30 protein-coding genes (1 of these 30 cut by a window edge) are annotated in these 25,569 nt (G+C 38.1%); 6 read left to right on the top strand and 24 right to left on the bottom strand.

Annotation, left to right across the window (positions count from 1 at the left end; genetic code table 11):
- The 10 genes from QH639_RS21585 to QH639_RS21630 all read right to left on the bottom strand — a co-directional run.
- Positions 1-405 carry the beginning of a glycosyltransferase family protein gene (locus tag QH639_RS21585; protein ID WP_089526639.1) on the bottom strand. The gene continues 597 nt to the left of window position 1, outside the view, so the window shows 405 of its 1,002 coding nt (coding positions 1-405); the start codon lies at positions 403-405; the stop codon falls past the left edge of the window.
- 1 nt (position 406) lies between these two features.
- On the bottom strand, positions 407-1,243 hold the full coding sequence (locus QH639_RS21590; protein WP_000606807.1) for a glycosyltransferase: 837 nt from the start codon (positions 1,241-1,243) through the stop codon (positions 407-409).
- 7 nt (positions 1,244-1,250) lie between these two features.
- The gene (locus tag QH639_RS21595; protein WP_089526641.1) at positions 1,251-2,231 is read right to left on the bottom strand and encodes an EpsG family protein; all 981 of its coding nucleotides are present in this window, start codon (positions 2,229-2,231) and stop codon (positions 1,251-1,253) included.
- Positions 2,232-2,978: a glycosyltransferase domain-containing protein gene (locus tag QH639_RS21600; protein ID WP_053265431.1), complete on the bottom strand. Its 747-nt coding sequence runs from the start codon at positions 2,976-2,978 to the stop codon at positions 2,232-2,234. It abuts the gene before it with no gap.
- A 16-nt stretch (positions 2,979-2,994) separates the two neighbouring features.
- Positions 2,995-3,534 (bottom strand): dTDP-4-dehydrorhamnose 3,5-epimerase, encoded by a 540-nt coding sequence (rfbC, locus tag QH639_RS21605; RefSeq protein WP_001100785.1) that lies wholly within the window; start codon positions 3,532-3,534, stop codon positions 2,995-2,997.
- 4 nt (positions 3,535-3,538) lie between these two features.
- The gene (rfbA, locus tag QH639_RS21610; protein WP_000857526.1) at positions 3,539-4,417 is read right to left on the bottom strand and encodes a glucose-1-phosphate thymidylyltransferase RfbA; all 879 of its coding nucleotides are present in this window, start codon (positions 4,415-4,417) and stop codon (positions 3,539-3,541) included.
- Positions 4,418-4,451: 34 nt separating this feature from the next.
- Complete coding sequence (locus QH639_RS21615) at positions 4,452-4,799, bottom strand: hypothetical protein (RefSeq protein WP_281115236.1); 348 nt, start codon at positions 4,797-4,799, stop codon at positions 4,452-4,454.
- 156 nt (positions 4,800-4,955) lie between these two features.
- Positions 4,956-5,612, bottom strand: a complete 657-nt coding sequence (locus tag QH639_RS21620) for a DUF2306 domain-containing protein (protein ID WP_281115237.1) — start codon at positions 5,610-5,612, stop codon at positions 4,956-4,958.
- A 121-nt stretch (positions 5,613-5,733) separates the two neighbouring features.
- Positions 5,734-6,147, bottom strand: a complete 414-nt coding sequence (locus QH639_RS21625; protein ID WP_131520291.1) for a GNAT family N-acetyltransferase — start codon at positions 6,145-6,147, stop codon at positions 5,734-5,736.
- 592 nt (positions 6,148-6,739) lie between these two features.
- A complete protein-coding gene (locus QH639_RS21630) occupies positions 6,740-7,321 on the bottom strand; it encodes a group-specific protein (protein ID WP_281115238.1) in 582 nt (193 codons plus the stop codon).
- A gap of 83 nt (positions 7,322-7,404) precedes the next feature.
- On the opposite strand from QH639_RS21630, the gene QH639_RS21635 reads away from it, so the two are divergent.
- A complete protein-coding gene (locus QH639_RS21635; protein WP_237900703.1) occupies positions 7,405-7,548 on the top strand; it encodes a hypothetical protein in 144 nt (47 codons plus the stop codon).
- Between the two features lie 5 nt (positions 7,549-7,553).
- On the opposite strand, the gene QH639_RS21640 is transcribed toward QH639_RS21635, so the two are convergent.
- The 4 genes from QH639_RS21640 to QH639_RS21655 form a co-directional block, all read right to left on the bottom strand.
- Positions 7,554-8,108, bottom strand: coding sequence for a hypothetical protein (locus QH639_RS21640; RefSeq protein ID WP_131520294.1), 555 nt, complete (start codon positions 8,106-8,108; stop codon positions 7,554-7,556).
- A gap of 69 nt (positions 8,109-8,177) precedes the next feature.
- The gene (locus QH639_RS21645; protein ID WP_131520295.1) at positions 8,178-8,681 is read right to left on the bottom strand and encodes an NUDIX hydrolase; all 504 of its coding nucleotides are present in this window, start codon (positions 8,679-8,681) and stop codon (positions 8,178-8,180) included.
- An 8-nt stretch (positions 8,682-8,689) separates the two neighbouring features.
- Complete coding sequence (locus QH639_RS21650; RefSeq protein WP_131520296.1) at positions 8,690-9,064, bottom strand: hypothetical protein; 375 nt, start codon at positions 9,062-9,064, stop codon at positions 8,690-8,692.
- Between the two features lie 105 nt (positions 9,065-9,169).
- Positions 9,170-9,622: a hypothetical protein gene (locus QH639_RS21655; protein WP_259418879.1), complete on the bottom strand. Its 453-nt coding sequence runs from the start codon at positions 9,620-9,622 to the stop codon at positions 9,170-9,172.
- Between the two features lie 878 nt (positions 9,623-10,500).
- On the opposite strand from QH639_RS21655, the gene QH639_RS21660 reads away from it, so the two are divergent.
- Positions 10,501-11,544 (top strand): beta-propeller fold lactonase family protein, encoded by a 1,044-nt coding sequence (locus QH639_RS21660; protein ID WP_481817332.1) that lies wholly within the window; start codon positions 10,501-10,503, stop codon positions 11,542-11,544.
- 107 nt (positions 11,545-11,651) lie between these two features.
- Here QH639_RS21660 and deoD read toward each other — a convergent pair whose 3' ends face one another.
- Both deoD and QH639_RS21670 read right to left on the bottom strand, forming a co-directional pair.
- Positions 11,652-12,359, bottom strand: coding sequence for a purine-nucleoside phosphorylase (gene deoD / locus QH639_RS21665; protein ID WP_048395686.1), 708 nt, complete (start codon positions 12,357-12,359; stop codon positions 11,652-11,654).
- Between the two features lie 111 nt (positions 12,360-12,470).
- Entirely contained in the window at positions 12,471-12,689 is a 219-nt protein-coding gene (locus QH639_RS21670) for a YozE family protein (RefSeq protein WP_048395688.1), read from the bottom strand.
- Positions 12,690-12,937: 248 nt separating this feature from the next.
- On the opposite strand from QH639_RS21670, the gene QH639_RS21675 reads away from it, so the two are divergent.
- A complete protein-coding gene (locus tag QH639_RS21675; RefSeq protein ID WP_131520298.1) occupies positions 12,938-14,779 on the top strand; it encodes a methyl-accepting chemotaxis protein in 1,842 nt (613 codons plus the stop codon).
- Positions 14,780-15,115: 336 nt separating this feature from the next.
- On the opposite strand, the gene msrB is transcribed toward QH639_RS21675, so the two are convergent.
- The 5 genes from msrB to QH639_RS21700 all read right to left on the bottom strand — a co-directional run bounded on the left by msrB (position 15,116) and on the right by QH639_RS21700 (position 18,842).
- Entirely contained in the window at positions 15,116-15,544 is a 429-nt protein-coding gene (msrB, locus tag QH639_RS21680) for a peptide-methionine (R)-S-oxide reductase MsrB (protein ID WP_237900700.1), read from the bottom strand.
- On the bottom strand, positions 15,537-16,070 hold the full coding sequence (gene msrA / locus QH639_RS21685) for a peptide-methionine (S)-S-oxide reductase MsrA (protein WP_237900697.1): 534 nt from the start codon (positions 16,068-16,070) through the stop codon (positions 15,537-15,539). Before msrA ends, msrB begins: the two co-directional genes overlap by 8 nt.
- Positions 16,071-16,082: 12 nt before the next feature.
- A complete protein-coding gene (locus tag QH639_RS21690; RefSeq protein ID WP_048395694.1) occupies positions 16,083-16,664 on the bottom strand; it encodes a YpmS family protein in 582 nt (193 codons plus the stop codon).
- Positions 16,665-16,668: 4 nt separating this feature from the next.
- A complete protein-coding gene (locus QH639_RS21695) occupies positions 16,669-17,598 on the bottom strand; it encodes a GDSL-type esterase/lipase family protein (RefSeq protein WP_227744879.1) in 930 nt (309 codons plus the stop codon).
- Between the two features lie 401 nt (positions 17,599-17,999).
- Positions 18,000-18,842, bottom strand: coding sequence for a DegV family protein (locus tag QH639_RS21700; protein WP_131520299.1), 843 nt, complete (start codon positions 18,840-18,842; stop codon positions 18,000-18,002).
- Positions 18,843-19,117: 275 nt separating this feature from the next.
- On the opposite strand from QH639_RS21700, the gene trhA reads away from it, so the two are divergent.
- Positions 19,118-19,753, top strand: a complete 636-nt coding sequence (gene trhA, locus QH639_RS21705) for a PAQR family membrane homeostasis protein TrhA (RefSeq protein WP_048395699.1) — start codon at positions 19,118-19,120, stop codon at positions 19,751-19,753.
- 43 nt (positions 19,754-19,796) lie between these two features.
- On the opposite strand, the gene QH639_RS21710 is transcribed toward trhA, so the two are convergent.
- Positions 19,797-20,273: a dihydrofolate reductase gene (locus tag QH639_RS21710; RefSeq protein WP_131520301.1), complete on the bottom strand. Its 477-nt coding sequence runs from the start codon at positions 20,271-20,273 to the stop codon at positions 19,797-19,799.
- Between the two features lie 160 nt (positions 20,274-20,433).
- Here QH639_RS21710 and QH639_RS21715 point away from each other — a divergent pair, with 160 nt between their 5' ends.
- Positions 20,434-21,351, top strand: coding sequence for an alpha/beta hydrolase (locus QH639_RS21715; protein ID WP_281115239.1), 918 nt, complete (start codon positions 20,434-20,436; stop codon positions 21,349-21,351).
- A gap of 62 nt (positions 21,352-21,413) precedes the next feature.
- Entirely contained in the window at positions 21,414-22,610 is a 1,197-nt protein-coding gene (locus QH639_RS21720) for a class I SAM-dependent rRNA methyltransferase (protein WP_281115240.1), read from the top strand.
- Between the two features lie 178 nt (positions 22,611-22,788).
- On the opposite strand, the gene QH639_RS21725 is transcribed toward QH639_RS21720, so the two are convergent.
- Both QH639_RS21725 and QH639_RS21730 read right to left on the bottom strand, forming a co-directional pair.
- Positions 22,789-24,777, bottom strand: coding sequence for a S9 family peptidase (locus QH639_RS21725; protein ID WP_281115241.1), 1,989 nt, complete (start codon positions 24,775-24,777; stop codon positions 22,789-22,791).
- A 70-nt stretch (positions 24,778-24,847) separates the two neighbouring features.
- The gene (locus tag QH639_RS21730; protein ID WP_131520305.1) at positions 24,848-25,525 is read right to left on the bottom strand and encodes a precorrin-3B methylase; all 678 of its coding nucleotides are present in this window, start codon (positions 25,523-25,525) and stop codon (positions 24,848-24,850) included.
- Positions 25,526-25,569: the final 44 nt, after the last annotated feature.

A 25,569-nucleotide genomic window follows, 5' to 3' on the forward strand; every position in this document is an offset into this window, starting at 1 on the left:
AGCATTTGTGAAGATAAGATTCTCTGATTTCAAATAACTTTTCCACAAACATCGTCCCAAAAAACGAAGCCTCATTGGATAAAAATCAGACTCAAGATCTTGGACCAATGCAAATTTAGCTGGGCGAACAAAATTCAGTATTGCTGAAAGATGGTGTGTGGCAATATAATTTTTATAAAAAAGGGAAAGAACTGATAAATTAAGAAAGCAAATAATATTTGCAAATGAGTTCATTATCCCTTTTTTATATTTCACTAAAACCACATCTTCTATTTTTTTTTTCGAAAAACCTGAAACAGCATATACCTTAAAGCCTTTCGTTCGTAGATATAAGGCTACATTTAACGAAACTAAGTTTCCACCAGATAATGAGAATCGAGGTATTGAGATCACTATATCGTCCATTTTAAACCTTTAAATAACTAATATCTTTATATTTAAATGCCATGTAAATCTTGTGGATGGAAAAATAAACTCTTATTGCTATTTTATCAAATAGATTTTCAGAATAAACAATATAACGTCCCTCCTTCATAAGCTTATAACGCTCTTTCAACAGCTCCGAATTATCATTTAGAGTAGAAAGTGACAAATGATGTTTAAAAGTATAATTCAAGACATATGCATAATTACCAAACCTTCTAAACTGACGCATGAAATAATCATCTGTGCAATAATTTTTTAAATATTTATTGTATTCAAACGCAATTCTCTTTATGTAGTCGAGAGATATAATCATGCCACTGTTAATTGCGCTTATTTTTTTTGGATTAATCCTACCACATGGAATGCATTTATAATAATTACCTCTTATATAACTTATTTTAGATGGGCTTACAATTTTATTTTTGTAATAAATTATTGGCAATATCAACTCAGGAGATTGTTCCAAAGCAACATTTATTACCTCTTCAATATATCCCTTGTCAAAACCCGAATCCTGATCCAATATAATAATATAATCTCCATCCTTATATTTATTTAATGCAAAATTATAAATAAAAGATAAAGGCTTATTCAATTCATTGTGTATATATTCTATATGTTTAATTCCACCACAATTATCTGAATAGATACGTAATTCTTCTTTAGTTATTAAAGATACGGGGCTGTTATCCCAAATTAAAAGTTCGAAGTTTGAATGTAAATGATTATGTTCGAAAACTTTTTTTATTGACTCCAATGTTGTAGAAGAATCAATACTTTCTTTATAAAGCACAACTAGCATTTTAAAATTTATCATACATATTCTACAAATTGATATTTTGCATTACACCTTGAGTGATAAAATAACCAACACCAAAAATAAACATACATAGTTGATACGTGTATTTTTCTTTAATGTAATTTGATATATTTGCGAATAAAATAATTATTACCACACTTAAAAACTCTGAAATTCTAAACGCAAAGATAGGAACAAATGACATTGCATAAAAGAAAAACAACCCAATACCTAAAATTTTAACATATATAATATCTCGATATATTAGTTTATTTCCAATAAAAATAATAATCGATAAATAGATAAATACTAGCGCAGAATAATAAACATTAAAAACATTTATGTGATATATATCACTGTTAACTTGTAAGGTAAGATAATTATTTATTTTATTACCTATGAAGTAAGGCAAATATTGACTAACAGTTTCAAGCGTGTCATGGGTTAATAACAAAGAAAATAGCCCACCCATAATTGGCAATAACACATATTTAAATCTATTAATTTTATTATTCAATAAAAATATAAAAAGCGTTATTATTGCTGAATAATGAAAACATACTGCAAAAATGATTTTAGTCAACGCTTGTCGGTTATTCGAATTAACTCTATCATAAATAGCAAGTAAGAATAGTGCCGATGCCACACCAGCACGAATCTGAGTAAAATCATGTAAGATATAATAAAAAAAAACATACAGAAAAAAACTAAAAACAGGATAATCTGATGACCTCTTTATTGCTAATATCTTTAGTCCTACACCAAGTAATGCATAAATCAAAAAAAATGCAGCAACATTGTTAAAAAATAATATATGACATATAAACTGAATCAGATTAAAAGTGGGCTCTCTGCTAACCAAATCACTATAGAGAAATGGTGATTGAATCATTTTCACATAATTAATAGAATCACGGTCTATACCGATAGGTTTAAACCCAGAGGCTAAAATTAAAATAATAGCCCCTAAAATAAGAATTAATGTGGATTTTTTTATCTTATACATTTATACACACCAACGATGATATTTAATACGTCTTGACAAAATAAAAAACCTATCTTTAAATTTTTCCAATACGCTTCTATTTGTATATTTTTTGTGTGTTTGATATTCAAAGTAATCATTAGTGTTCCTACAAGTTTCATCTAAAAACTCTAGTTTTTTATTATTTTTCCACATAACATAAGCTAAACTCAATTGATCTCGTTGAGACTCTTTAACCAACTCCTCCCACCAATCTGCCATGATTTTTTTTATCTCTGGAGCATTATGCTTTCTGAACAGAATATTATTCTCACCTAAGCCATAACCTACTGGCATCCCATCCTTTTTATAATTTAACATTTGCCGGGTTATTATTTTTTCATTACCTTTTTTTAAAACAATACACTCTTTAGCTTCTTTAAAAATACAATTTCTCTGTTCATGCTGAGGTATTAAAAAATCGCCTTTCGCTATATATTTTTCAAAAAAAAGATTTAAATTTGATTTTATTTTTATATTAGCATCAACATATAAGCTGGCATCATAGTTAGAAAAATAACAATGAGGATGCAATTTGTAATAACGATTCATCATAGCAGGAGTTGAACTGAAGTTGCTAACTTTAACAATTTTCCACCCCAAATTATTATTGCATTCGATATCAGTAAAACAAATATACTCAATATCAGATGAAGATAGGTGTGAGATATCTGTTAAAAAATCGTAACTCCCAAATAGTGCCGTATAGACAACATATTTTTTAGACACAATTATTTCCCTTAAATCAAATAGCCATATCTAAGATCGAGTGTGCCTTATCTCTTGCAGAGAGTACAGGAGTATTATCCAAGGGCCACTCAATTTTTAAACTTGGATCATTCCAAATAATCCCTCTATCACTCTCTGGATGATAATAATTCGTCGTCTTATACAAAAACTCCGCCGTTTCACTCAACACCAAAAATCCATGCGCAAACCCTTCAGGTATCCACAATTGTCGCTTATTCTCAGCAGATAAATTCACCCCAACCCATTTGCCAAAAGTTGGTGACGATTTACGAATATCAACAGCTACGTCAAAAACTTCACCAACAACGCAGCGCACCAATTTCCCTTGTGCATAAGGTTCTAACTGATAATGCAGCCCGCGTAAAACACCTTTACAAGACTTCGAATGGTTATCTTGGACAAATTCAACTTTGCGGCCTACAGCTTCCTCAAAAACCTTCTGGTTAAAGCTCTCAAAAAAGAAACCACGCTCATCACCAAAAACTTTCGGTTCAAAAATCAGTACGTCTGGAATTTCAGTTTTAATTACGTTCATTTTATTAATAACCTTTAATCATTTTGAGCAGATACTGACCATAAGCATTTTTCTTCAGCGGTTCGGCTAATACTTTCACCTGCTCAGCATCAATAAACCGTTTACGGTAAGCAATTTCTTCCGGACAGGAAACTTTCAGTCCCTGACGTTCTTCAATTGTTGCAATAAAGTTGCTTGCTTCAATAAGACTTTGATGTGTTCCCGTGTCCAGCCATGCATATCCACGCCCCATCATGGCAACGGATAAACGCCCCTGTTCCATATAAATACGGTTAATATCGGTAATTTCCAGTTCACCGCGGGCAGAAGGCTTAAGATTTTTCGCCATTTCGACAACGTCGTTATCATAGAAATAAAGCCCGGTTACCGCATAATTACTTTTTGGTTGTAACGGTTTTTCTTCCAGGCTTATTGCCGTACCGTTTTTATCAAACTGAACGACACCGTAGCGTTCAGGATCATTAACGTGATAGGCAAATACCGTTGCACCACTTTCTTTGTTAACAGCGACATCCATTAACTTCGGCAGATCGTGACCGTAAAAGATATTATCACCTAGAACCAAAGCACAATCATCACCACCGATAAACTCTTCACCGATGATAAATGCCTGCGCAAGACCATCTGGACTCGGTTGCACTTTGTACTGAAGATTTAGCCCCCACTGGCTCCCGTCACCCAGCAGTTGTTGAAAACGAGGAGTATCCTGTGGCGTACTGATAATCAGAATATCGCGAATACCCGCCAACATCAGTGTAGAGAGCGGGTAATAGATCATCGGTTTATCATAAATCGGTAACAGCTGTTTACTGACAGCCATAGTCACAGGATAAAGACGTGTACCAGAACCACCCGCTAAAATAATACCTTTACGCGTTTTCATTTCATCATTCCTTTTAATTCATCTTGCTCCACCATCACGAACAAGATGCAAAAACTATTCCTGCTACTCCTTGGAGACCCATTTCTCCCTGTGGACCCGTTGCTCCCGTTACTCCTGCTACTCCTTGGAGACCCATTTCTCCCTGTGGACCCGTTGCTCCCGTTACTCCTGCTACTCCTTGAGGTCCTGGTGCTCCTGGGGGACCTTGTGCTCCTGTAGCACCAGTAGCTCCTGTAGCTCCTGTTACACCGATTGGATCCTCAATACCATAAACATATGGGTAGCCATTACACCCAAATTCATTACATTTATATTTCATTGGATAATTACATTTTGCATCACATTTAAAATTATCAAAATTACGATTGTAACTAAACCTCAATGCGACTTCACCTCCTGTCCCTTTTTATCATATTCATAAGTCTACTTATTGAGATAATTAATGTACCTAGAATATTAGAATGAATTAACTATGTATCTTAAAATAAAAAGAACATTAGGTCATATAGAACCCAATGCTCAATAATATATTTCAACATTATCCATTTGTCTTTGCTATTTTTTGGTAATTTGAAAATTTTGGTAGTTTCTGCTGGATATACCATTCCATCACGATTAAATTTGGCACCCAGCATAGCCAAGCGATAGAGGCATAACTATACTCAAAATTATCAAAGCCAAATACTACCGTAAACAAAGGGAGCCAAATTCGCAATGTGACAGCTGCAAAGGTTAATGCATAATTTCTTAGCATCCATTTCTGATGGCCTTGGATATTTCTTTTTTTTATATGGACCAGCGCTTGAAACATGGTGAAGAGCCACCCTATAGATAATAAAGCAAAGCCTAGCTGTGCTACCCATCCCCCTGTTGCGTTCAGCGCTAAATAAAGTCCTGCCAAGCCACCAAACAAAATACTAACCATATAGATATTGCCTAGTAGTCTATGGCGTTTCACATTTTTCTCTCGTAACTTTGATGACAACGTAAAAGGACCGATGACTAGTGCTAATATACCGAATACAATATGTATATAGAGCATGATATACCAAAATGAACTCAATGTTGCACTAAGCATAAGCTTTAATTGAACAAATCCCGCCTGCTGTGCATCGAATAGTAAATATTGAACAACCGAATAGCCTGCTATGAACAATGCCAAGCCCCATACAATCCACCACAATTTTTGTTTCATTTTTATAGCTCCTTTCTATGTTATCGTACCATTCAAATTTCCTATCTTTTACTACAGACAAATAAGAGGGCGTAAAAAGCACATAAGTGGACGTTTATCGACAGCACAACGAATTTAACCGCTATGTAGTGAAGGTTAATAGACAGCCAAAACGCTCCACTCCAGGGTATTTTTCTCCTAAACTTGTAATATGAAAGCCAATATTTTTATAAAAGAGTACGGCTTCTTGATCAGTTTCTGCATAAATGGAAGAAAAAGCATGATGTTCTTCTACATACCGAATCATCTCACGTCCAATGCCTTTTCCACGATAAGCAGGCGATACGGCTATATGTTTAATTTCACATTGATTTGCCTCTCTTTTAACAATCCCTATACAACCGATAGTGTCTTGTGCAAAGGTATAGCCATACAATACTCTTTCTGGACATGCAATGTACAATGAGTATTCCTTCTCCACTTTCTTTTCGGATGTGGCATAGGATAATAATGTTTTCACTTCGGGATGTATCTTGCTTGAATGGATCATTTTCATGGACTTCTACCTTTCTGGACATCGTCTCAACTTACTAATAATACCTTTAAATTACTATAATTGTAAATAACGTATTCGAATTATCATTTAATACTTCCATAATATACTAAAATATTTTCTTTTATGTTATGATGGCTAAAAAAATGGGGAGGGAGTACCTTGCTGGCTAAAGGCTATAAATTTAGTTTACCTCGCTTTTATTGGTTACTTTTCATCCCTATCTTTGTGGGGACGAGTTACAAAGCATTGTTTTTTGATTGGCACATACAAACTTATACTTTTCATGAGTTAGAAGATTTCGGTCGTTATGTAATAATACTAGCAACAAGCTTTATTGAGGCCTTTTTCTATCTACTTATATTTCGATTGATTGTCTATTTGCTTCAACTCGTTTTTCAAAAGTTTACTAGGAACAATAGCTAATGAGCTGGAGACAGAAGGCGTGTTTGCGCCATTGAAAGAATCCTTTTATGATTAATTATGAAGGTTTAATAAGTTTTCCAGAAGAGGGGTGTATCGTTTTTCCACCGCTATTCAATTTGCGACAAAAAAGGGTAGCCTGCTATTCGGCAAACCCTATTTTTTTCCCACTTCAATTAGTATTGATACTAGGATTATGTTGATTCCATGAAATAATTTTCGCCTCGTCTACGTTGATATTGCCTAAGCTCAAGAGATGGGGAATATACGCAAAAAGCCCAAAGTTCTTCCCTTTTTCTTTCTCCGTTTGGAAATAGTCTACTGTTGCTGATGGTAGCTGTTCTAGTTCTCTATAATCAGGTAACGACAGTAGTTTTATATCCTCTGCAGCAATTGCCCCTGCTGGCCCTTTATAGTGTTCCTTGGAATACAGGTACATCGCATTACGATTTGCCGCTAGTTTTTGGATTGGAATTTGATAAAACATTAGGCTTTCTCTCGTTGCAATACCAAGCTCTGTTAAAGCCTTATATAGATGACTAGGATGGATTGGTAGGAAATGAACAACATCATGCCACAAGCAATTTAAGTGAGGATTTTCTTTCATGAATAATTTCGGCCTCTCTGGATGATCAAAATATTTTTTCGAATATCGTTCATATAAATGTGGATACATTGCCCCTAACCTATTTAAAGGCATGAGCTCAAGACCCACCATTTCCCTTGGAACCATATGATAAACATATCTCTGCATGACAAGCACCTCCACCTAACTAATTCTTCGAACATTTAGAAATTCCTGTTACAATCATTGTATAAATAGAAAGTAGGTGCAAGATGGAATTATTAGTTATCATTCTTATTTTTGCGGGGATTTTTGCTATATATGATTCGATTAGACGAGTTAACAATACTATTTTGGAGCAAACGGAGGAACTAAAGAAATTACGAGAAGAGCTGAAAGGTAAGAATAAAAATTAGAGGGGCTAATACTTTTGCTTTGGATAATCAATTGAATTAGCAATATCAATCAAGACTTCAGCCGTTACTTGATCTGCCACATCTCGATCAATACTAAAGACATATTGCCAATTGTCTCTTTCAAATACAAGTAAATGAAAACCAATTCGTGGATTTTCAATATAGGCTGCCTCACTGCCATTTTTCAACTTAAATACATCTGTTTTATATTTTTCAAATGACATTTTATGCTGAACTGGTCGAACCTTGATTTTGAAATGATTTTGTGGCAATTGATCACTGATCATTACCACCTCCAGCTGATCATTCATTTCTCCGTCTAAATCACTAAACCTTCCAAAGTGATGCGTAAAGCTGATTGGCGGTACTCGTAGGGGTAGCTTCAGCTCTTTATTATAGTGGTATTCGAACTCTTTTACGGCTATTTCAACTGTTTTATAGCCGATTTCAGGAAGAAATTCTTCAAGAGGTTGTGGCGCATCACTGTCCTTTGCAGAAACCAAATTAAAAGGTGAAACATACGTAAATAAAGCTAGTCCAATAAGAATACGCTTGTTCATTTTACCGCTCCTCTAACCTATTTAGGTATAGGTTAACCTACAGAATCAGAATTATGCTGACACATAACACTAACATGGCGTAGTCTTATCGTTAAAAATGGACGTAAAGTAGCGAAGTGTCGGTACTACGTTATTGGCGTGAAGCATCTTTTCAAGCTCTAGCTTTGTGACCCATTGAACTACTGTCACTTCCTTCTCCTGAAGTTTGGTGTCACTAATTTCAAAGCTTTGCTCAAATAACCAAACGTCATAAAAATCATTGAAACAATCACGTCGTTCACTCTTTACTAATTGTCCATTGGTCCTCAATAATGATATCCCTATTTCCTCTTCCACCTCACGAATAGCCCCGTCCAAACTGCTTTCACCCGTTACTATAGAGCCTCCTGGACATTCCCATAAATGAGGATAATGTTTATTGGGATGTCTTTTTGTTAAAAGGAATTCTCCCCTGTTATTGTGAATCCATACGTGCACAACGATATGGTAATCTTCAGCTGCTAATGCTGTCCCACGTACATGACGCTTATTTGTTTTTTGGCGATTTTTATCATAGAGATCCCAGACTTCCATAGAGCACTTCATTTCTGAATTTGAACAAGCACATACTGCTTCGTCCACATTTCCGTTGTCACAATAGAACGTTCCCCATTTTTTTCGAAAAATAATCCACTCCCCTCTTTTTCAAGAAATGCCCATCCTTCATTAGCCATCATTTGCTGAATGTCCTCGTCCACCTTCTGTATGCCCCTAGCAGAAATGGCTGCGAGGTACCAAGTTGCCTTCTTATCATTGGAGAGCGCCACTAAATCAAAGGGGGATGCATTTAATTTTTGTATGGCTTCCTTTGGTGTAAGGGAATCGATTGGCAAAGGAGGGTATAATAATTTATTGCTATCAATAAAGACCCCACTTACTACGAAAAGAGCTGCTATGAGTATACCTATTTTTTTCAAAGCTCACCATCCTCCTTGTCTGGTTAAGAATCGGCTGCTGCAATTTATCTGTAAAAGAGAGCTTCTATTTTGAAGCGGTCATACGTTTATTTTTTTCATTGCTATTCAAGCTTTTAATAATGAAGAAAAGTTATAGAAAGCATTTAAAACATCTTCTCCTAAAGGATCAGCAAATACATGATTTTCCAATGGGAAGATGCCTTCATTCTCTAACTGCTCCAAATATTTCTTGAAGCCTTGATCTATAGCCTCCATATACCCCTTAAGAGAAAATTGATAATTAAATATTCTTTCGATAGGATAATGACTTTTATGTTCAATTAATATGTATTCACCATCGCTGGAAAAAATATAGTAATCATAGTTTCCGTGACAATCTATTTTTACCTCATTTGTATTACCTAGATAAAAACTGGTGAGCGTGGAGAAAAATTGCGGGATGGCTATAAAGGCTATACCAGATCTTAAACTAAAAAGTTGTTCTTCATTTGACACATCAAATTGAATATCTCCACCCTCTAAATTAATTTTAATCGTACACATATACTTACTTTCCAAAAATATACCCCCTCTGTAAACCTATACATTTGATATTTTACCTTATTAAGTAAATAAACTATAGAAGATGTTATCATTCTGTTTATAAAGATTTAATAGGAGGTGATAAATTTGATCATTAGAAAGGCAACTATAAAGATGCGAAAGGTATTAGAAAAGTACCTGTTGATAATTGGTGAATAACCTATAAGCATATTGTGCCAGCAAAATATTAAAATAAATTATCCTACGAACAATGGACACAACAAATTGCCGACAAAAATGAAGTATGTACTAGTAGCTGATAATGAATTAGGCGACATTATTGGCTTCACATCTGCAAGTAAAAGAGACTCAAACCCTTCCCCATTCCAATTATGTAGAAACGCTCTATCTTTTAGAAAACTATCACAAAAAGGGATAGGAAAACAATTGCTGAAGGAAATCCAAAAGAACTACCAAACTAAATTTGCCGAAGTCTTAGTTATAGAATAAAACACGTTATTTTTATGAACATTATGGGGCGAAGCTTAGAAATTACAATTGGTGGGAAAGTGTTGAAAGAGTTAGTGTACGAATGAAAAGATAACGAAGAAGCTATTGAAAAGCTAATGTAATAAAATTGATTTTTATCGTCAAATCAGGAAAATGTTTTCGAAGATCCCTTATAACGAAGATCATATTCAATTTCAATGAATCCTATATCATTTTTAATCAAGCTAAACATCTTCATGTCTCCTATGCTTTTTAGTTTCATCATACTGCATTTTTTAGAAGAACCGTACTCAGAAGTTTAGAACTATTCCAATAACAAGTAGAAATGGTAAAAGAGAATGGCTAGGTAAACGTACAACAAGCCTAGCTCTTTACGCATAAAGTAGCCATATATGACTGAAAGGATGTCCTGTGTGGGGAAAGAACATAAATATTTTCAAAAATTCAAGTTTACGTCAAATCCAAATTGTCATTGTCGCTGTTGTTGTCCTTGTTGTCGTTGTAAATGTAAGCCGCCATTTTTACCCATACCACCAAGTTGTCATTATCTCGTCTATGTGACAGATGCTGGGCAGCTCGCAACACCTGATAATAGAGTTTCTGTGATCGATACCGCAACAAACACAATCGTCGCTACCATTCCAGTAGGATCTGCTCCGCTAGAAGTAGCGATTACACCTAATGGCGCTTTCGGCTATGTTCCAGCGCTCTTCTCGGATAATGTAACGGTTTTTAGTACTGCCACAAACTTGCCAATCGCTACCATTCCTGTAGGCATTGACCCCCTTGGTGTCGCCATTTCACCAAATGGAGCACTTGCTTATGTATCCAATCACGGGTCGAACACTATATCGGTCATTAATACAGCCACCAATACCGTAACAGCCACTATTCCAGTAGGGCTACAACCTCAAGGTATTGCCTTTACGCCAAACAGTGCGTTTGCTTATGTTGCCAACGAGAATTCCAATTCAGTATCTGTTATCAATACTGCAACCAATACGGTGATTGCTACAATCCCTGTGGGAATTCGTCCTAGATCCATTGTTTTGACTCCAAGCGGGCAATTTGCTTATGTGACAAATGAAAATAGCAATTCCGTATCGGTTATTAATACCACTACCAATACAGTAGTGGCTACCATTCCTGTTGGTACAGGACCTGTAGGAACAGCGATTACCCCTGATGGAACGCTTGTTTACATTGTGAATAAAGGCAATAATACCGTATCTGTCATCAATATAGCCACCAATACGGTGATTGCAACTATTCCTGTAGGTGCATCTCCAGACCAAGTAACCATCTTGCCAGATGGTACTTTTGCCTATGTAACAAATCAAGTAGACAATACAGTGTCTGTCATCGACATAGCAACAAACATGGTAATTGCCACAATCCCAGGATTTAACGGGCCGACTGGTATCAAAACTGGAACAATCTGTCAATAATTACCCCTAAAAAAAGCAACCGACTACTTCCATCCCATCTTAGAAAATGGGCTGTTTTTTGTCGGTTGCCTGCATTCTTTATAAAGTTAATTATGGCTAAAGTTAGCTTAGTCTTGAATCGCTGCGTCTAAAGCGACCACGATCATGTCATTGAATGTTGTTTGACGTTCTTCAGCTGTCGTTACTTCACCAGTGATGATATGGTCACTTACTGTTAGAACAGCAAGTGCTTTACGGCCAAATTTTGCCGCTAATGTGTAAAGAGCTGCTGATTCCATTTCTACCGCTAGTACGCCGTATTGCGCTAATTTTTCATTTTGGTGCTCATCTGAGTAGAATAAATCCGCTGTGAAGATATTCCCTACTTGTAAGTTAAGACCTGCATCTTTACCTGCATTGTATGCTTTTAATAAAAGATCAAAGTCAGCGATTGGTGCGAAATCGATAGCACCGCCCCAGATGATTTGGTTCATACGTGTATCAGATGTTGCTCCTTGTGCTAAAATCACGTCACGTACTTTTACATCTTTTTGAATTGCACCACAAGTACCTACACGGATTAATTTTTGAACATCATATTCTTGCATTAATTCTGTTGCGTAGATTGAAATAGATGGCACACCCATACCAGTTCCTTGTACAGAAATACGTTTCCCTTTATACGTACCAGTGTATCCGAACATATTACGTACTTCGTTGTAGCAAATTACATCTTCTAAAAATGTTTCCGCAATGTATTTTGCACGTAATGGATCTCCTGGAAGTAAAATTGTGTCAGCGATTTCACCTTTTTTTGCATTAATATGAATACTCATACTGCAATCCCTCTTTTCTGTCAGTTATCACTATAAATAATACTGTGTTTCTGTCATTTACGCAATGCTAGACGTCTAGCAACTACAAAATTATTTATAGTTTTCGTACAATTATGCTTGTTCCTCATAAAGTGTCCACAAAGTATCAAAGGTCTGGATTGTTAGGTTTTCCGTTGCATAGGTTTCTATATAGTCGGACAACTCATTAAAGTCTGTGCTCTGCTTTGGAAAATTATGCTCATGAAACACTTCCTCTGCAAAGCGTACTTTAGGGTCAGACCAATCGCCACCTCGATAGGTTAGGACATATAAATAAAAACTTTTCTTCATCGAACAAATTCCCCTTTTTATGCATTGGCTTTTCGCTAGTGTATCAAAAAAAATAGCATTCGTCATAAATTCCACTACTACTATATTTTACCCACTTATGATTTTAGAACTATTTTCATGGTCGATCCTGACTTTTGTCATAGTTATTTTATCTGAAAAATTTTAATTTTTAGAAATAAAGATAGAAAAATCTAGTAAAATAAGATAAAATTGAAATCGATTATTTAAAAAATAGGAAGGTGATGGCGATGAAAAAGACTAAAAAAACCCATGGTACAGCGAAAAAACGCCCGTCTCTCTTTACTTTTAGCTTTTTTAAGAAGAGGAAAGCTTCTACACAAGGGGAAACTGGGAAAAATCCCCCTCCTATTAAAGAAAAACGACAACGTTTTTACCATTTAATTCGGGGTAAAGTGCTTATTATGTTTGCACTTCTTATTGTAATTAACGGTATTATGGGTATATTGTCCTATGTCAATATACAAAACTTGCAACACCAAATGGAAGATTTCACAAAGAAAAATGTGCAGGAGCAACTAACGGTGAATCAACTTGCCTATGAGATTGCTAGACTGACCAATTTAGAACAATCATATTTAATTACGGGTAACGGCATTTATTCTACTTCTTATCATTTAAAAATAGATACCATTAATAAAAAGCTAGCCGCTTTGAAAGATCAATTTCAAGATCGCCAAGTGGAACTCGGTCATATGCAGGCAATCGAGCAATATTATAAAAATTACCTTGATTATTCAGATAAAGTCATGACAATGCGTGATGAGCTTGGCCTTGAGCAGGCTCGTAAACTGATGATGGGTGCTACTGGGGAAACAATGAAAACACATATCGACCAAAACATTGAGACCATTAATACTGTCATGGACGATTCCAATAAAACAAAATTAGACAAGCTTAACCAGCAGGTAAATATTTCTATCACTACATTCTTTCTCGTTTCAATCGTTGGCTTTTTAGCAATTGTAATTTTTGGCTTTATGCTATTTAAATCATTAAAACGTAATACACAGGCGATTAATGACTCTATCCTTGATATTGCGCAAGCAGGAGGCGATTTGACAAGACGTGTAAATGTGCATAATCGTGATGAATTTTCGATTATTGCAGCCTCCACGAATACGTTAATTGAGTCAATTTCTAACTTAATTCGACGCGTAAGTGAGTTAGCGGATCATGTATCAAGCAGCAGTCAGGAGCTAATGTCATTAGCAGATGAAAATGCGCGTACAATTCAGGATATTGCGGATGCGACAGCAGATATTGCGAGTGATAGTGACAATACGATTTCCAGTATGAATAGTGCGCAGCAAAAAATGAGCGACTTAGAGCATTCCATGCATCAATTAAATGAACAAGCGAGTGCTGTCCATCGTGCCTCTATCGCCATGCAGCAAGCAGCCGATGAAGGTAGCCGCTCTGTAGAACAATCATCACTCGTCATGCAATCGATTGAAGAAACAATGGCTTCTACAACATCTACGGTAGAGGCGTTAGGTCGTAAATCTGCGGATATTACGTCCATTATTGGTACAATCACGGCCATTTCTGAGCAAACGAATCTCCTCGCTTTAAATGCGGCGATTGAAGCGGCAAGGGCTGGTGAGCATGGACGAGGCTTTGCTGTTGTAGCCGATGAAGTTCGCAAACTAGCAGAGCAATCCCAAAGTGCAGCGAAAGAGGTGACATCGATTGTCACATCTATCCAAGATGAGGTCACATCCATCATTGCTCAAAATCACGAGGGTGTGACAACGGTCATCCGAGGCGTTGAAGTAACAAACGAAACAAATCAATCCTTAGCCAACATTTTATCGCATACCGAAGAAACAACGTCAATCATCGCGGCCATGGTAGATAAAATTGCGACAACACTTGAAAATAGTAATGCGGTGGCAAGTGACTTCATTCATGTCAATGCCTACGCAGAACAATCCGCGGCCAATACCGTGACATCTGCGGCAGCAGCCACACAAGGCTCCGCCTCCATGCAGGAAATCAACGCCGCAGCAACTGAGCTTGCCCAACAAGCAGATAGCCTACGTAACCTCGTAAGCGAGTTTAAAGTTTAAGCGAACTGAAAGAGAGAGGGGGAACCAATTTTTTATTGGTTCTCCCTTGACTTTGCGGGGCTATCTACTAATTTGGGGCTATCCTTCACTTTGAGCATGCTATCCGCTACTTTTTAAGTTTTATCCTCCACTTTTAGATTTCTATCCAATTATTTGAGGGCTATCCCCCTAATTTGCTGGGCTATCCCTCACTTTCAGCAATCTATCCGCTACTTTTTCAGGCTTATCCGCCACTTTTTCTGTTCTATCCTCCACTTTCAGATTTCTATCCTTCTAATCTGCTGTTTCTCATGACCATAAAAAAACCTAGCAAGGAGCTACCTTGCTAGGTTTTTACTATTTAAATAGTGCTCGGTATTCGCCATAGCCTTCTTTTTCTAAATCTTCTTTTGCGATAAATCGAAGCGCTGCTGAGTTTATGCAGTAGCGTAAGCCACCTTGCTCACTTGGGCCGTCTGGGAAGACATGTCCTAGATGCGAATCCGCTTCTTTGCTGCGTACCTCCACACGACGCATACCGTGAGATGTATCGAAATGCTCGGTTACCTGTTCTTTTTCAATCGGCTTTGTGAAGGCTGGCCAGCCACAGCCTGAGTTGTATTTATCGAGTGAGCTGAATAAAGGCTTGCCAGACACAATGTCTACGTAGATGCCTTCTGCAAAATGGTCATCAAACTCATTACGGAATGGTGGCTCTGTGCCATTTTCCTGTGTGACATAGTATTGCATCTCTGTTAGTTCTTTTAAACGTTGTTCCTTATTCATGTTTGTTCCCCCAGTGTTGCTCCTGAAACGCTCGACGACCTGATCCAATCGAATAGCGCTCATAGTGCATTGGATTTTTCTTATAATACTGTTGATGATAATCCTCAGCCGGATAAAACGTAGTGACTGGTAAAATTTTTACCATAATTGGTTTATCAAACTTACCAGACGCTTGTAAATCCGACTTTGAACGTTCAGCTAGCTCACGCTGTTCTTCGTTATGATAAAAAATGGCCGTTGTGTAGGATTCTCCACGGTCGTAAAATTGACCACCTGCATCTGTTGGGTCAATTAAAGTCCAATAAATCGCAAGTAGCTGCTCGTAGCTATATAACTCATCATCAAATGTGATTTGTACAGCTTCCACATGCCCTGTTGTTTCCGAGCAAACCTGTTCATAGGTAGGATTTACAACATGTCCACCTGTATAGCCTGAGATTACGGAATCAATCCCAGGTGTTTCGTCAAAGGGCTTGACCATACACCAAAAACAGCCTCCCGCAAATGTTGCATATTGCTTTGCCATTCACTTCACTCCTTATTCACCAGGAACAATAATTTCCAATAAGATTTTATCCTTTGGTAAGTCCAACTCTTTAGCACGTACACGTGAACCAGAGGCAATGTTAATGCGCGATAAATCAATATATATTTCTGCTTTATTCGGATTCACGGTAATCCATGAGGGAAACTCCACCGAATCGCGCATGATTTTCATTGTCGTTTCTGGTGGAATGTTTAATAACCCTACATTCATGCCTGTCTGTTTTAAAATAATATTCCCCTTGTCATCCACAATAGGATCAAAATTCATGGAAATGGGGATTTCCGTATAGAATACCGTCAGTGTGCTACGTAGTTGAATATCATCCCCAATTGTGAAATCAAGTGGTAAAGGTGAGCCTTTCGCTGCATCCTTTAGGTATTTTTTTGAGATCGATTCTAATTCCTTTGTTGTGGTTTGCACCACGAGTACATTTCCTTTGCTTTCACTTTCACCTGCTGAACTCTTCGCAACATGGACGCCATCCACTGGTCTAGTTGCTAAAAAAACGACGAGGAGGATTGCAAAAAGCACTGTGCCCGCTAAGGCGAAAAACGCGACTTTCCATTTATTCATTTTGTCACTCCTCGAAGCCTATTGCCTTGTTAATCTTTTTTTCCATACCACACTGCTCCATTGCTGCTAGTATACGCTCTGTCATTTTTTCATACCCCTTTGCATTCGGGTGGAAAAAGTCTGTATGATAGACGAGCTCTTCATTTGAATCAAACAAATCTTCTACTGATACGTAACAAGCATTGGAATCCTTGCTGGCTACTTCCTCTATCACATTATTCCATTCTGTGATAATCGTATCAAATTCATTCGCCTCATTGGTTACAATCGAAAATGGATTGTAAAAACCAATGAGTAATAAGGGCACTGTCGGATTTTTAGCACGAATGCCTTCTACGATTTTGCTGTAACGTTCCTTGTATGCCAGTAATTCCTTATCAAAAGCATCACGTTTCAGGTTAAATAAATCCTGCCTGACGACCTTCATGACATCATTGCCACCCATTGTTAAGGAAATTAGCTGTGCTTCTTGCAGCTCCTCATCATAATGCCCTTTTTTCACTAATTTTAGTAGCTGATCGCTGCGTCTGCCACGTTTGCCCCGATTATCAACCTCTACATCCGAAATCGAAGGCCATGCGAGCAATGAATCTGCTAATCTTCCAACATAACCGTCTTGACTATACTCATCACCGACACCATCTGTCAACGAATCTCCCAGTGCCAAGTAATGTAGTTGCTTTGCTTGTTCTTCATCAATTTGCGATAAATCCTCTGCTGATGGCTCAAAAAAATGTTCAAAAATTTGCGTCAACATATTCTTAGATGTTTTTTCCTCATCTTCTGTTTGTTGCTCATCCTGCGGTATATCTTGCTCCGTTCCTGCTTGCTCACCTTCAGGTTCTGCTTGCGGATTCGGTTCATCGATTGATATTGCACAACCACTTAGTACAAAGACGGTCAAACATGACAACATAAATCGCCAAATGTCCATTTGACCACCTTCCATCCCTTTCTATTACTTCTATTATAGAATAGTTCATGCCGCCATGAAAAGTGACTTCCCCTTAGTTCTCCATAATTTTGTGTGCTTGCCAAATTTCCTCAGGTGTATGTATGGAAAAATGTGTGTTTATACAGTGTGCCTTTATGCAGAAGGGATGATAATTAGTAGGATGTCTGATTTATTTTTGGTGGCAACGTGATCACTGTTTGATTGAAGCTACTGTTCAACACGATTACTATTTAATTGAAGCCGCTCACGCTCATAGTTAGTGGAAAACTGATCACAGCTAAACAAAAACTGCTCATCTTTGAATAATCCGCTCATCCTGCTAGGAGATCCACGCATAATAAAAAAGCCACTACATTTACTTATGTAGTAGCTCCTTCCTGTTATTCTGCAAAATAAATAAAACCAATTGCTCCTGGACCTGTATGTGTCGAGATGATTGGAGATGTAAAGGCAATTTCAACATCGTTAAAGCCAGTTTCTTCGATCAGCGCTTTTAATGGGTTGCCCATCGTTACTAGGCCATCTGCATGGGAAATGCCGACTGCCTTAACTGTTTTTCCAGCTGTATCTGCTTGGAATTGTTTAAATAAAAAATTGACTACTTGTTTATGACTACGTACCTTTGACACAGGATTGTATACGCCACCTTCAAGGTTGGCAATGACTTTGATGTTTAGGAGGGAACCGATAAAGCCTGTGCCTTTACCAATTCGACCGCCTTTGATTAAGTTTTCGAGCGTGTCTACAATAACGTATAAATGTGTATTGTCTCGTACCTTTTCTAAACGTGTCACGATGTCCTCCACAGTGGCGCCTTCATCTCGCATGCGGATGGCCTCTCGTAGTTGGATAGCTAAACCAATCGCGATAAAGCGTGAGTCAATGACTGTCACATCGGCATCTGTCATTTGAGCTGCTTGACGAGCTGATTCTACTGTGCCACTCATACCACCAGTCATATGGATGGAGATAATTTGATCGCCATCTTTACCGAGCTCATCATATAATTCCTTAAATTTACCTGGTGCTGGTTGTGAACTTTTCGGTAAATTTTTTGCATTTTTCATTAAGCCTAAAAAAGATGGTGGCTCTAAGTCCACTCCATCTGTATATGTTTGACCATCAATTTGAATCGTTAAAGGCACGATATGTATGCCATGTTGTGCTACTTCTTCTTTTGTTAAATCACAAGTTGAGTCCGTTACTATATGAATTCGTCTCACTTCGACACATCCTTTTACTTCATTAAAATTTATTATATAGACTAATGAATCATTATGTAAACATGACATTTGTCATTAGGCAAAGCTCTGTCCTAGCTAGCATGTAAACGCTACCTTGGATACTATAGCGTTTTCACCTACCTCTTGTCTATCAATGCCCCTCAAAGAATATGACAGGCTTATGACATTTTTGATATGAACTATATGACAAATGTAAATGTTCATCTATAAATTATTGGGGTATAGTAAATGTACGAACGAAAGGAGTGTTTCAAATGGTTGATTCATTTGACTATAAATCATGGAGGGAAGAGCTGTGGAATGCCATAACACACGGTATTGGTTTCATTGCTAGTATTCCAGCACTGGTTGTTCTACTGTTAGCAGCCGTACAAACAGGAAATGCCCTACATATTACAACCTTCAGCATTTTCGGTGCGTCTGTCATCATTCTGTTTTTAATGTCTACATTACTACACAGTATGCCAGAAAAATATAAACACTTTTTCGCTATTTTGGACCATTCGTCCATTTATATTTTAATTGCCGGCACCTATACGCCGTTTTTATTAATTGCCGTTGGTGGTTCCCTTGGATTGACGCTACTATGTATTATTTGGTCATTGGCTGTGCTTGGTGTATTGTTTAAATGTTTCTTTATTAATCGCTTTGAAGTACTTTCATTAATTTTTTATATTGGCATGGGCTGGTTAATTATATTTGCCATTAAGCCCGTTTATCTGTATTTAGGTTTACATGGCTTTGCTTTACTGCTAGCAGGTGGGCTATTCTATACGATTGGAGCCATCTTTTATGCATGGCGCTCTCTGCCCTTTAACCATGCAATCTGGCATCTCTTTGTGCTAGCTGGCTGTGCCTCCATGTATGCGTGTGTTTATTTTTATCTATAATAAAAGCAATCGCTCATTGTGAAGGGAGCGATTGCTTTTTCGTTTATTTACGTTCAAAAATTTGATATTGGAATGTATAACCTTCTGGTGCTGTTTCAGGCTCCTCTGAAGAGACTTGAACAAAATCTTGCTCATAGCTCGGGAAATAGGTGTCACCCTGAAAGGCATGATTAATTTTTGTGATATACAAGCGATCAGCCATCTCCATCACTAAACGGAAAATTTGCTCGCCGCCAATAATCATCACCTCAGGTACATCTCCAGCTAGCGCTAAAGCACCTTCCAAGCTAGTGACAATTTCAATGCCTTCTGCCTGATAGTTCTCGTCTCGTGTAATGACGATGTTGCGTCGCCCTGGAAGTGGTCGACCGATGGATTCAAATGTTTTACGTCCCATAATCATAGGCTTGCCCATTGTTTTTTGTTTAAAATACTGCAGATCCCCAGGTAAATGCCAAGGCATCCCATTGTTATATCCGATGACGTAATTGTCATCATGTGCCACAATTAAAGAAATCATACTGTCCCTCCAAATACTTTCGTCCCTTTTATTATAAACATAATGCGCTTGTTTCACCTATTTTTAAATAAATAAACATTTGTTACACCTAAATCCTAGTAAAATTATATGAATAGTTTATAATAGGAATAACAAACCTCTCAATAAAGGAATGATGAAGATGATAACTTTAAGAAAAGAAGCTGTTCAATATCTAGAAGCTCAGCGTACTGGTACACCTTATTACAAAGTTTCACCTCAGGAAGCGAGAGCCATGCGGACGGTTACACAATGGCAATCTGCACACAAACCGAAGCTAGCATCCATGGAGGATCACAAAATTACAGTGCGAGATGGCGAACAAATTACAGTTCGGCTTTATACGCCTGTTCTCGGTAAAACATTACCTGTTATTGTTTTTTATCATGGGGGAGGCTGGGTCTATGGCAATCTAGAATCTGTCGATGCAGGCTGCCAGTTATTAGCAGACCAGGCACAGGCGATTGTGGTATCAGTGGATTACCGCTTAGCACCTGAATATCCTTTCCCAACACCCTTACATGATGCCTATGATAGCTTAGTATGGGTGCACGATCATATGGAATCCTTAGGTGGCGATGCAAGTCGATTATCAGTTGCTGGGGACAGTGCTGGCGGAAATTTGGCTACTGTGGTTGCATACTTAGCTACTGCACTCGAGGGACCATCGTTACACGCTCAAACACTCATCTATCCTGTCACAAATGTCGATTTTTCAACAGTATCTTATCTGGCATATGGTGAAGATTACGGCTTAGATACACAAGCCATGCAGTGGTTCTCTCATCACTATACAGAGGAAGCAAACTTCACAAATCCACTTGTGTCCCCACTTCAGCTAGAGGAAGTCCGTAACATGCCGAAAACATTCATTATAGCTGCAGAGGCAGATGTTCTCTTTGATGAGGGTCTAAGCTATGCACAAAAGTTAAAGGCTGCTGGTGTGGTAGTGGAACATATTACAATGCCAGGTTTAATCCATAGTTATTTCAGTAAAATGAATTATTTTGAAGAAGCAACGATTGAAACCGTGACAAAAATTGCGCAATTCCTGAAATAAGTTTGGCTATCCCGCGCAAACAGTGCGATAATAGAGCAAAACGTTTTTTAAAGGATGACACTATGACACAAACAATAGCTCTACAAATACAACAGCCCTTTTCTGATCAATTAAAAAAAGGCTTCCCACTTATTTCAAAAGATGCGGTTGATGCACGACGTTTACCTGCTGAGCAAGGAACACTCCTCAGACTCATGGATCATCATAACCGTTTTATTGGAACAGGTTACTACGGCATCCAAAACAAAGGGATTGGCTGGGTGCTAACGACCGATGCGAATGAAACAATTGATAAAGCTTTTTTTAAAAAAAAATTCAAAAAAGCCATCGACAATCGTGCTGCATTTTTTAGCAATGAAAACACAACAGCCTTTCGTGTGTTTAATGGTGAAGGAGATGGCATCGGCGGACTTACGATTGATTTTTTTAACAGCTACTACATGGTAAGCTGGTATAGTGGGGGCATTTACTCATTTAAAGAAGTGGTGTATGAGGCGCTTGCTGAGACAGTAGACTACCAAGCGATTTATGAGAAAAAACGCTTTGATAGTAAAGGACAATATATCGAGCAAGATGATTTTGTAATGGGCACGCCAGGAGAATTTCCTATCATGGTGAAGGAAAATGGTATGACCTATGCGGTGCATTTAAACGATGGCGCCATGACAGGGATTTTCCTCGATCAACGTGAGGTACGATTGGCTATTCGAGAGCGTTATGCCAACAACACAGACATGCTGAATACATTTTCCTATACAGGAGCATTTTCTGTGGCAGCCGCTCTAGGAGGAGCCATCAAGACAACGAGTGTAGATGTGGCAAAGCGCAGTCTAGCCAAAACGATTGAGCAATTTAGTGTCAATCATATTGATTATGAGGCACAGGATATAAAAGTCATGGATGTCTTCCATTATTTTAAATATGCACAGCGCCATGCTTTACAGTTTGACCTTGTCGTATTAGACCCACCTAGCTTTGCACGTACGAAGCAAATGACCTTTTCAACGGCAAAGGACTACCCTAAATTACTAAAGGACACGATTGCCATTACCGCTAAAAACGGCATCATTGTGGCTTCCACAAATAATGCCAGCTTTGGCATGAAAAAGTTCAAAGGCTTTATTGACCAAGCCTTTAAAGAGACTCGTACACGCTATAAAATTGTCGAGGAATACGGTTTACCGAAGGATTTCCGTGTACCACGTGAATACCCTGAATTTAATTATCTGAAGGTCGTGTTCATCCAGAAAATCGACTAACCAATCGAGAATCACACCAAGGTGTGATTCTTTTTATGTAAGGAAAAGTTGATTCTACCTAAGGAGGTTCGGTACCTCTACAATAAAGGTTCCAAAAGATTGAAACGTTATAAACAATCAAACAGAGCCCTTCTATTAAAAGTAGCCTAAGAAGATGTTCTCTTCTTAGGCCACCCGATTATAGATATTTCACAAACCAATCACGGATATATTCAAGTCGATTAATTCGTAATGTAGGCTTTCCACTTCTTGAAAGTTCATGATTCGCCTCAGGGAAACGCACGAATTTTGTTTGTTTTTTACGATATTTTAAGGCGATAAACAATTGCTCTGCCTGCTCAATTGGACAACGATAGTCTTTTTCACCATGTAAAATCAATAATGGTGTCTCCACTTTGTCTACATACTTCAGTGGCGAATGATGCCATAGCTTCTCTATATCATCGAGTCCTGCTTGAATTTGCCAGTCTGTAAAATAATAGCCGATATCACTGACACCAGCAAAGCTAATCCAGTTCGAAATGGAGCGCTGCGTCACAGCTGCTTTAAAGCGATTTGTATGGCCCACAATCCAGTTGGTCATAAAACCACCGTAGCTTCCACCAGTTACACCTAGACGATCTTGATCAATAAAATCATAGTGCTCCAGAGCGTAGTCTACCGCTGCCATTAAGTCCGCATAATCATTACCACCATAATCGCCACGTACTGCATCCACAAATTTTTGGCCATAGCCATGACTACCACGCGGATTCGTATAAAGCACTGCAAAGCCTTGTGCAGCAAGGATTTGGAATTCATTAAAGTAGGTATTGCCATACATTGCATGCGGACCACCATGGATTTCAAGAATGAGAGGATACTTCTTCCCTGCTTCATAGCCAACTGGCTTCATAATCCAGCCGTTGACCTTCCAGCCTTCAGCACCTTCAAATTCGATACTCTCTGGAACAGCTAATGTTTTGGTTTTTAAAAAATCTTCATTAATGGACGTCAACTGTTCTTTGTCACCCGTTTTTAGGTTCACATAAAACAGATCGCCTGGATTGGTCGTTGTGCTAATAGCCGCAATAGCCTGATCGTTTTGCGCATCAAGTGAGAAGCCATAGACATATTGATCATCATGGATAGCTGGGTAAATTTCGCCATCTACATTTCCGTAATAAATCGCCGCATTGCCGTGATCTGTGACTTGGAAGTAGAAGCTATGATTATCATTCATCCATTGCACTCGTGGTGACGCTACACCTTGCAGGAAATCACCGATGACATAATCACCAACAGGCGCATCAAATTCACTTGTTACACAGTTTAGTAGTTTTTGCTCCATGTCATACATCCAAAGCTTTGCTTGTGTGGCATTTTCAAATTCACGTTCTCCACCTACAAAAGAAAGATAGCGACTATTCGGAGACCAAGCCGTTTGGTAATAAGCACCCGAACCTTCTGTTAGCTTGTGACTCTGTTTCGTTTCTAACTCCAATAAATAGATATCCACATTAAATGAGAAATCTAAATCCTCCACTTTATTTGCTAAGTACGTAAGGTATTTGCCATCTGGCGACCAAGTACCTAGATGGCAGTACTCTTTGCCTTCTGTCACTTGTTCTAGCTCTCCTGATGCCACATTGACAATGGCAATATGGGTAAACTGCTCCATATCCATAAATCCACCAGCATCCGATTTGTGTTTCATTTTCTCGATTTCTAGTGGCTTTAGTTCTTTATCCTTTTTCTTCTCATCCTCCGCTTTATCTAGGATGGTTTCATCTTTCCCTAGCACGACTGAAAAAGCAATTTTCTTGCCACATGGTGACCAGACAGGGGAGGTCGCTCCATTTTTACAATGTGTCACCTGTTTTGCCTCTCCACCTGTTTTCGAAAGAACATAAATTTGCGACTTACCTGTTCTCGTTGACAAAAATGCAATTTGACTGCCATCTGGTGACCAAACAGGGGAACTCGTTCTATCTTCACCAAATGTCCATTGCTGTGGTGTTTTGTCCTTCAAGTTTATGTAAAACAAATTCGATATATAGTCATTTTTCTTCTCGTCCATACGAGTCTCTACATAAACTACCTCTGTCCCATCTGGTGAAAGCTGTGGATCTGCTACTGATTTTAAGTGATAAAGATCTTCTGGTTGAATCCCTTGTTTCGATGTCATGTTCTTGCTCCTTTGTATTGTAATTTTCTGTGCCTTACTACAATACTTCGACACCCTAAGTAATATTCCTCTATTGAATTGAATTTTTCACTAGTTCCCAATATTCTGCTGACTTTGTTCTGCGATAAAATTTATAAAAGGGCTCATTTGGGCGAGCATGCTCCTTATAAAGGTTTATCAGGTGCAGTAAAAAATCTTCAATTTGTGTGACGTCTACCCTCTTAGCGAATAACGTGCCAGCCTGTGCCTTTGCTCCCATTGGTACTGCCCCTAAATAGACATCAAAGCTTTCTTGTTGGTAAACGAGTCCAATATCATCATAGACTGCATTGTAGCAAGCTGATGCACAGCCATTAATATTGACACGCACTCTTGCAGGTACCTTCATCCCCTCTATGGCATGATAGAGCTGTTCGGTTATCGGAGCAGCCTCCATTTTCTCCCCATCACAAAAATCGCAGGCCTTCATGGCTATGATTGAACCAGAGGGAGCAACATAAAGACCTGCTTCCTGTAAGGCTTGCACCGCTTCCGTGGCATCGCACGTTGGTATGGATACGAGTATACTATAGGAAGCAGAATATTTTATCGCCCCCTTTTCGCCAGCAATTTCGGCTATTTTTTGGAATTGTGCAGGAGTATAATGCTTATTAATAATGCCAGGGCTAACGGCTAGACGGGTAAACTCACCATGACCGTTCAGTGTTTCAAATGTTTGATCTGGTACATTTTTTTGAAATGCGTTCATTTTTATCGCTCCTTATAAAAAAGGAGCTAGCAAAACGCTAGCTC

The organism is Lysinibacillus sp. 1 U-2021 (genome assembly GCF_029916965.1).
GTDB classification, from domain to species: Bacteria; Bacillota; Bacilli; order Bacillales_A; family Planococcaceae; genus Lysinibacillus; species Lysinibacillus capsici.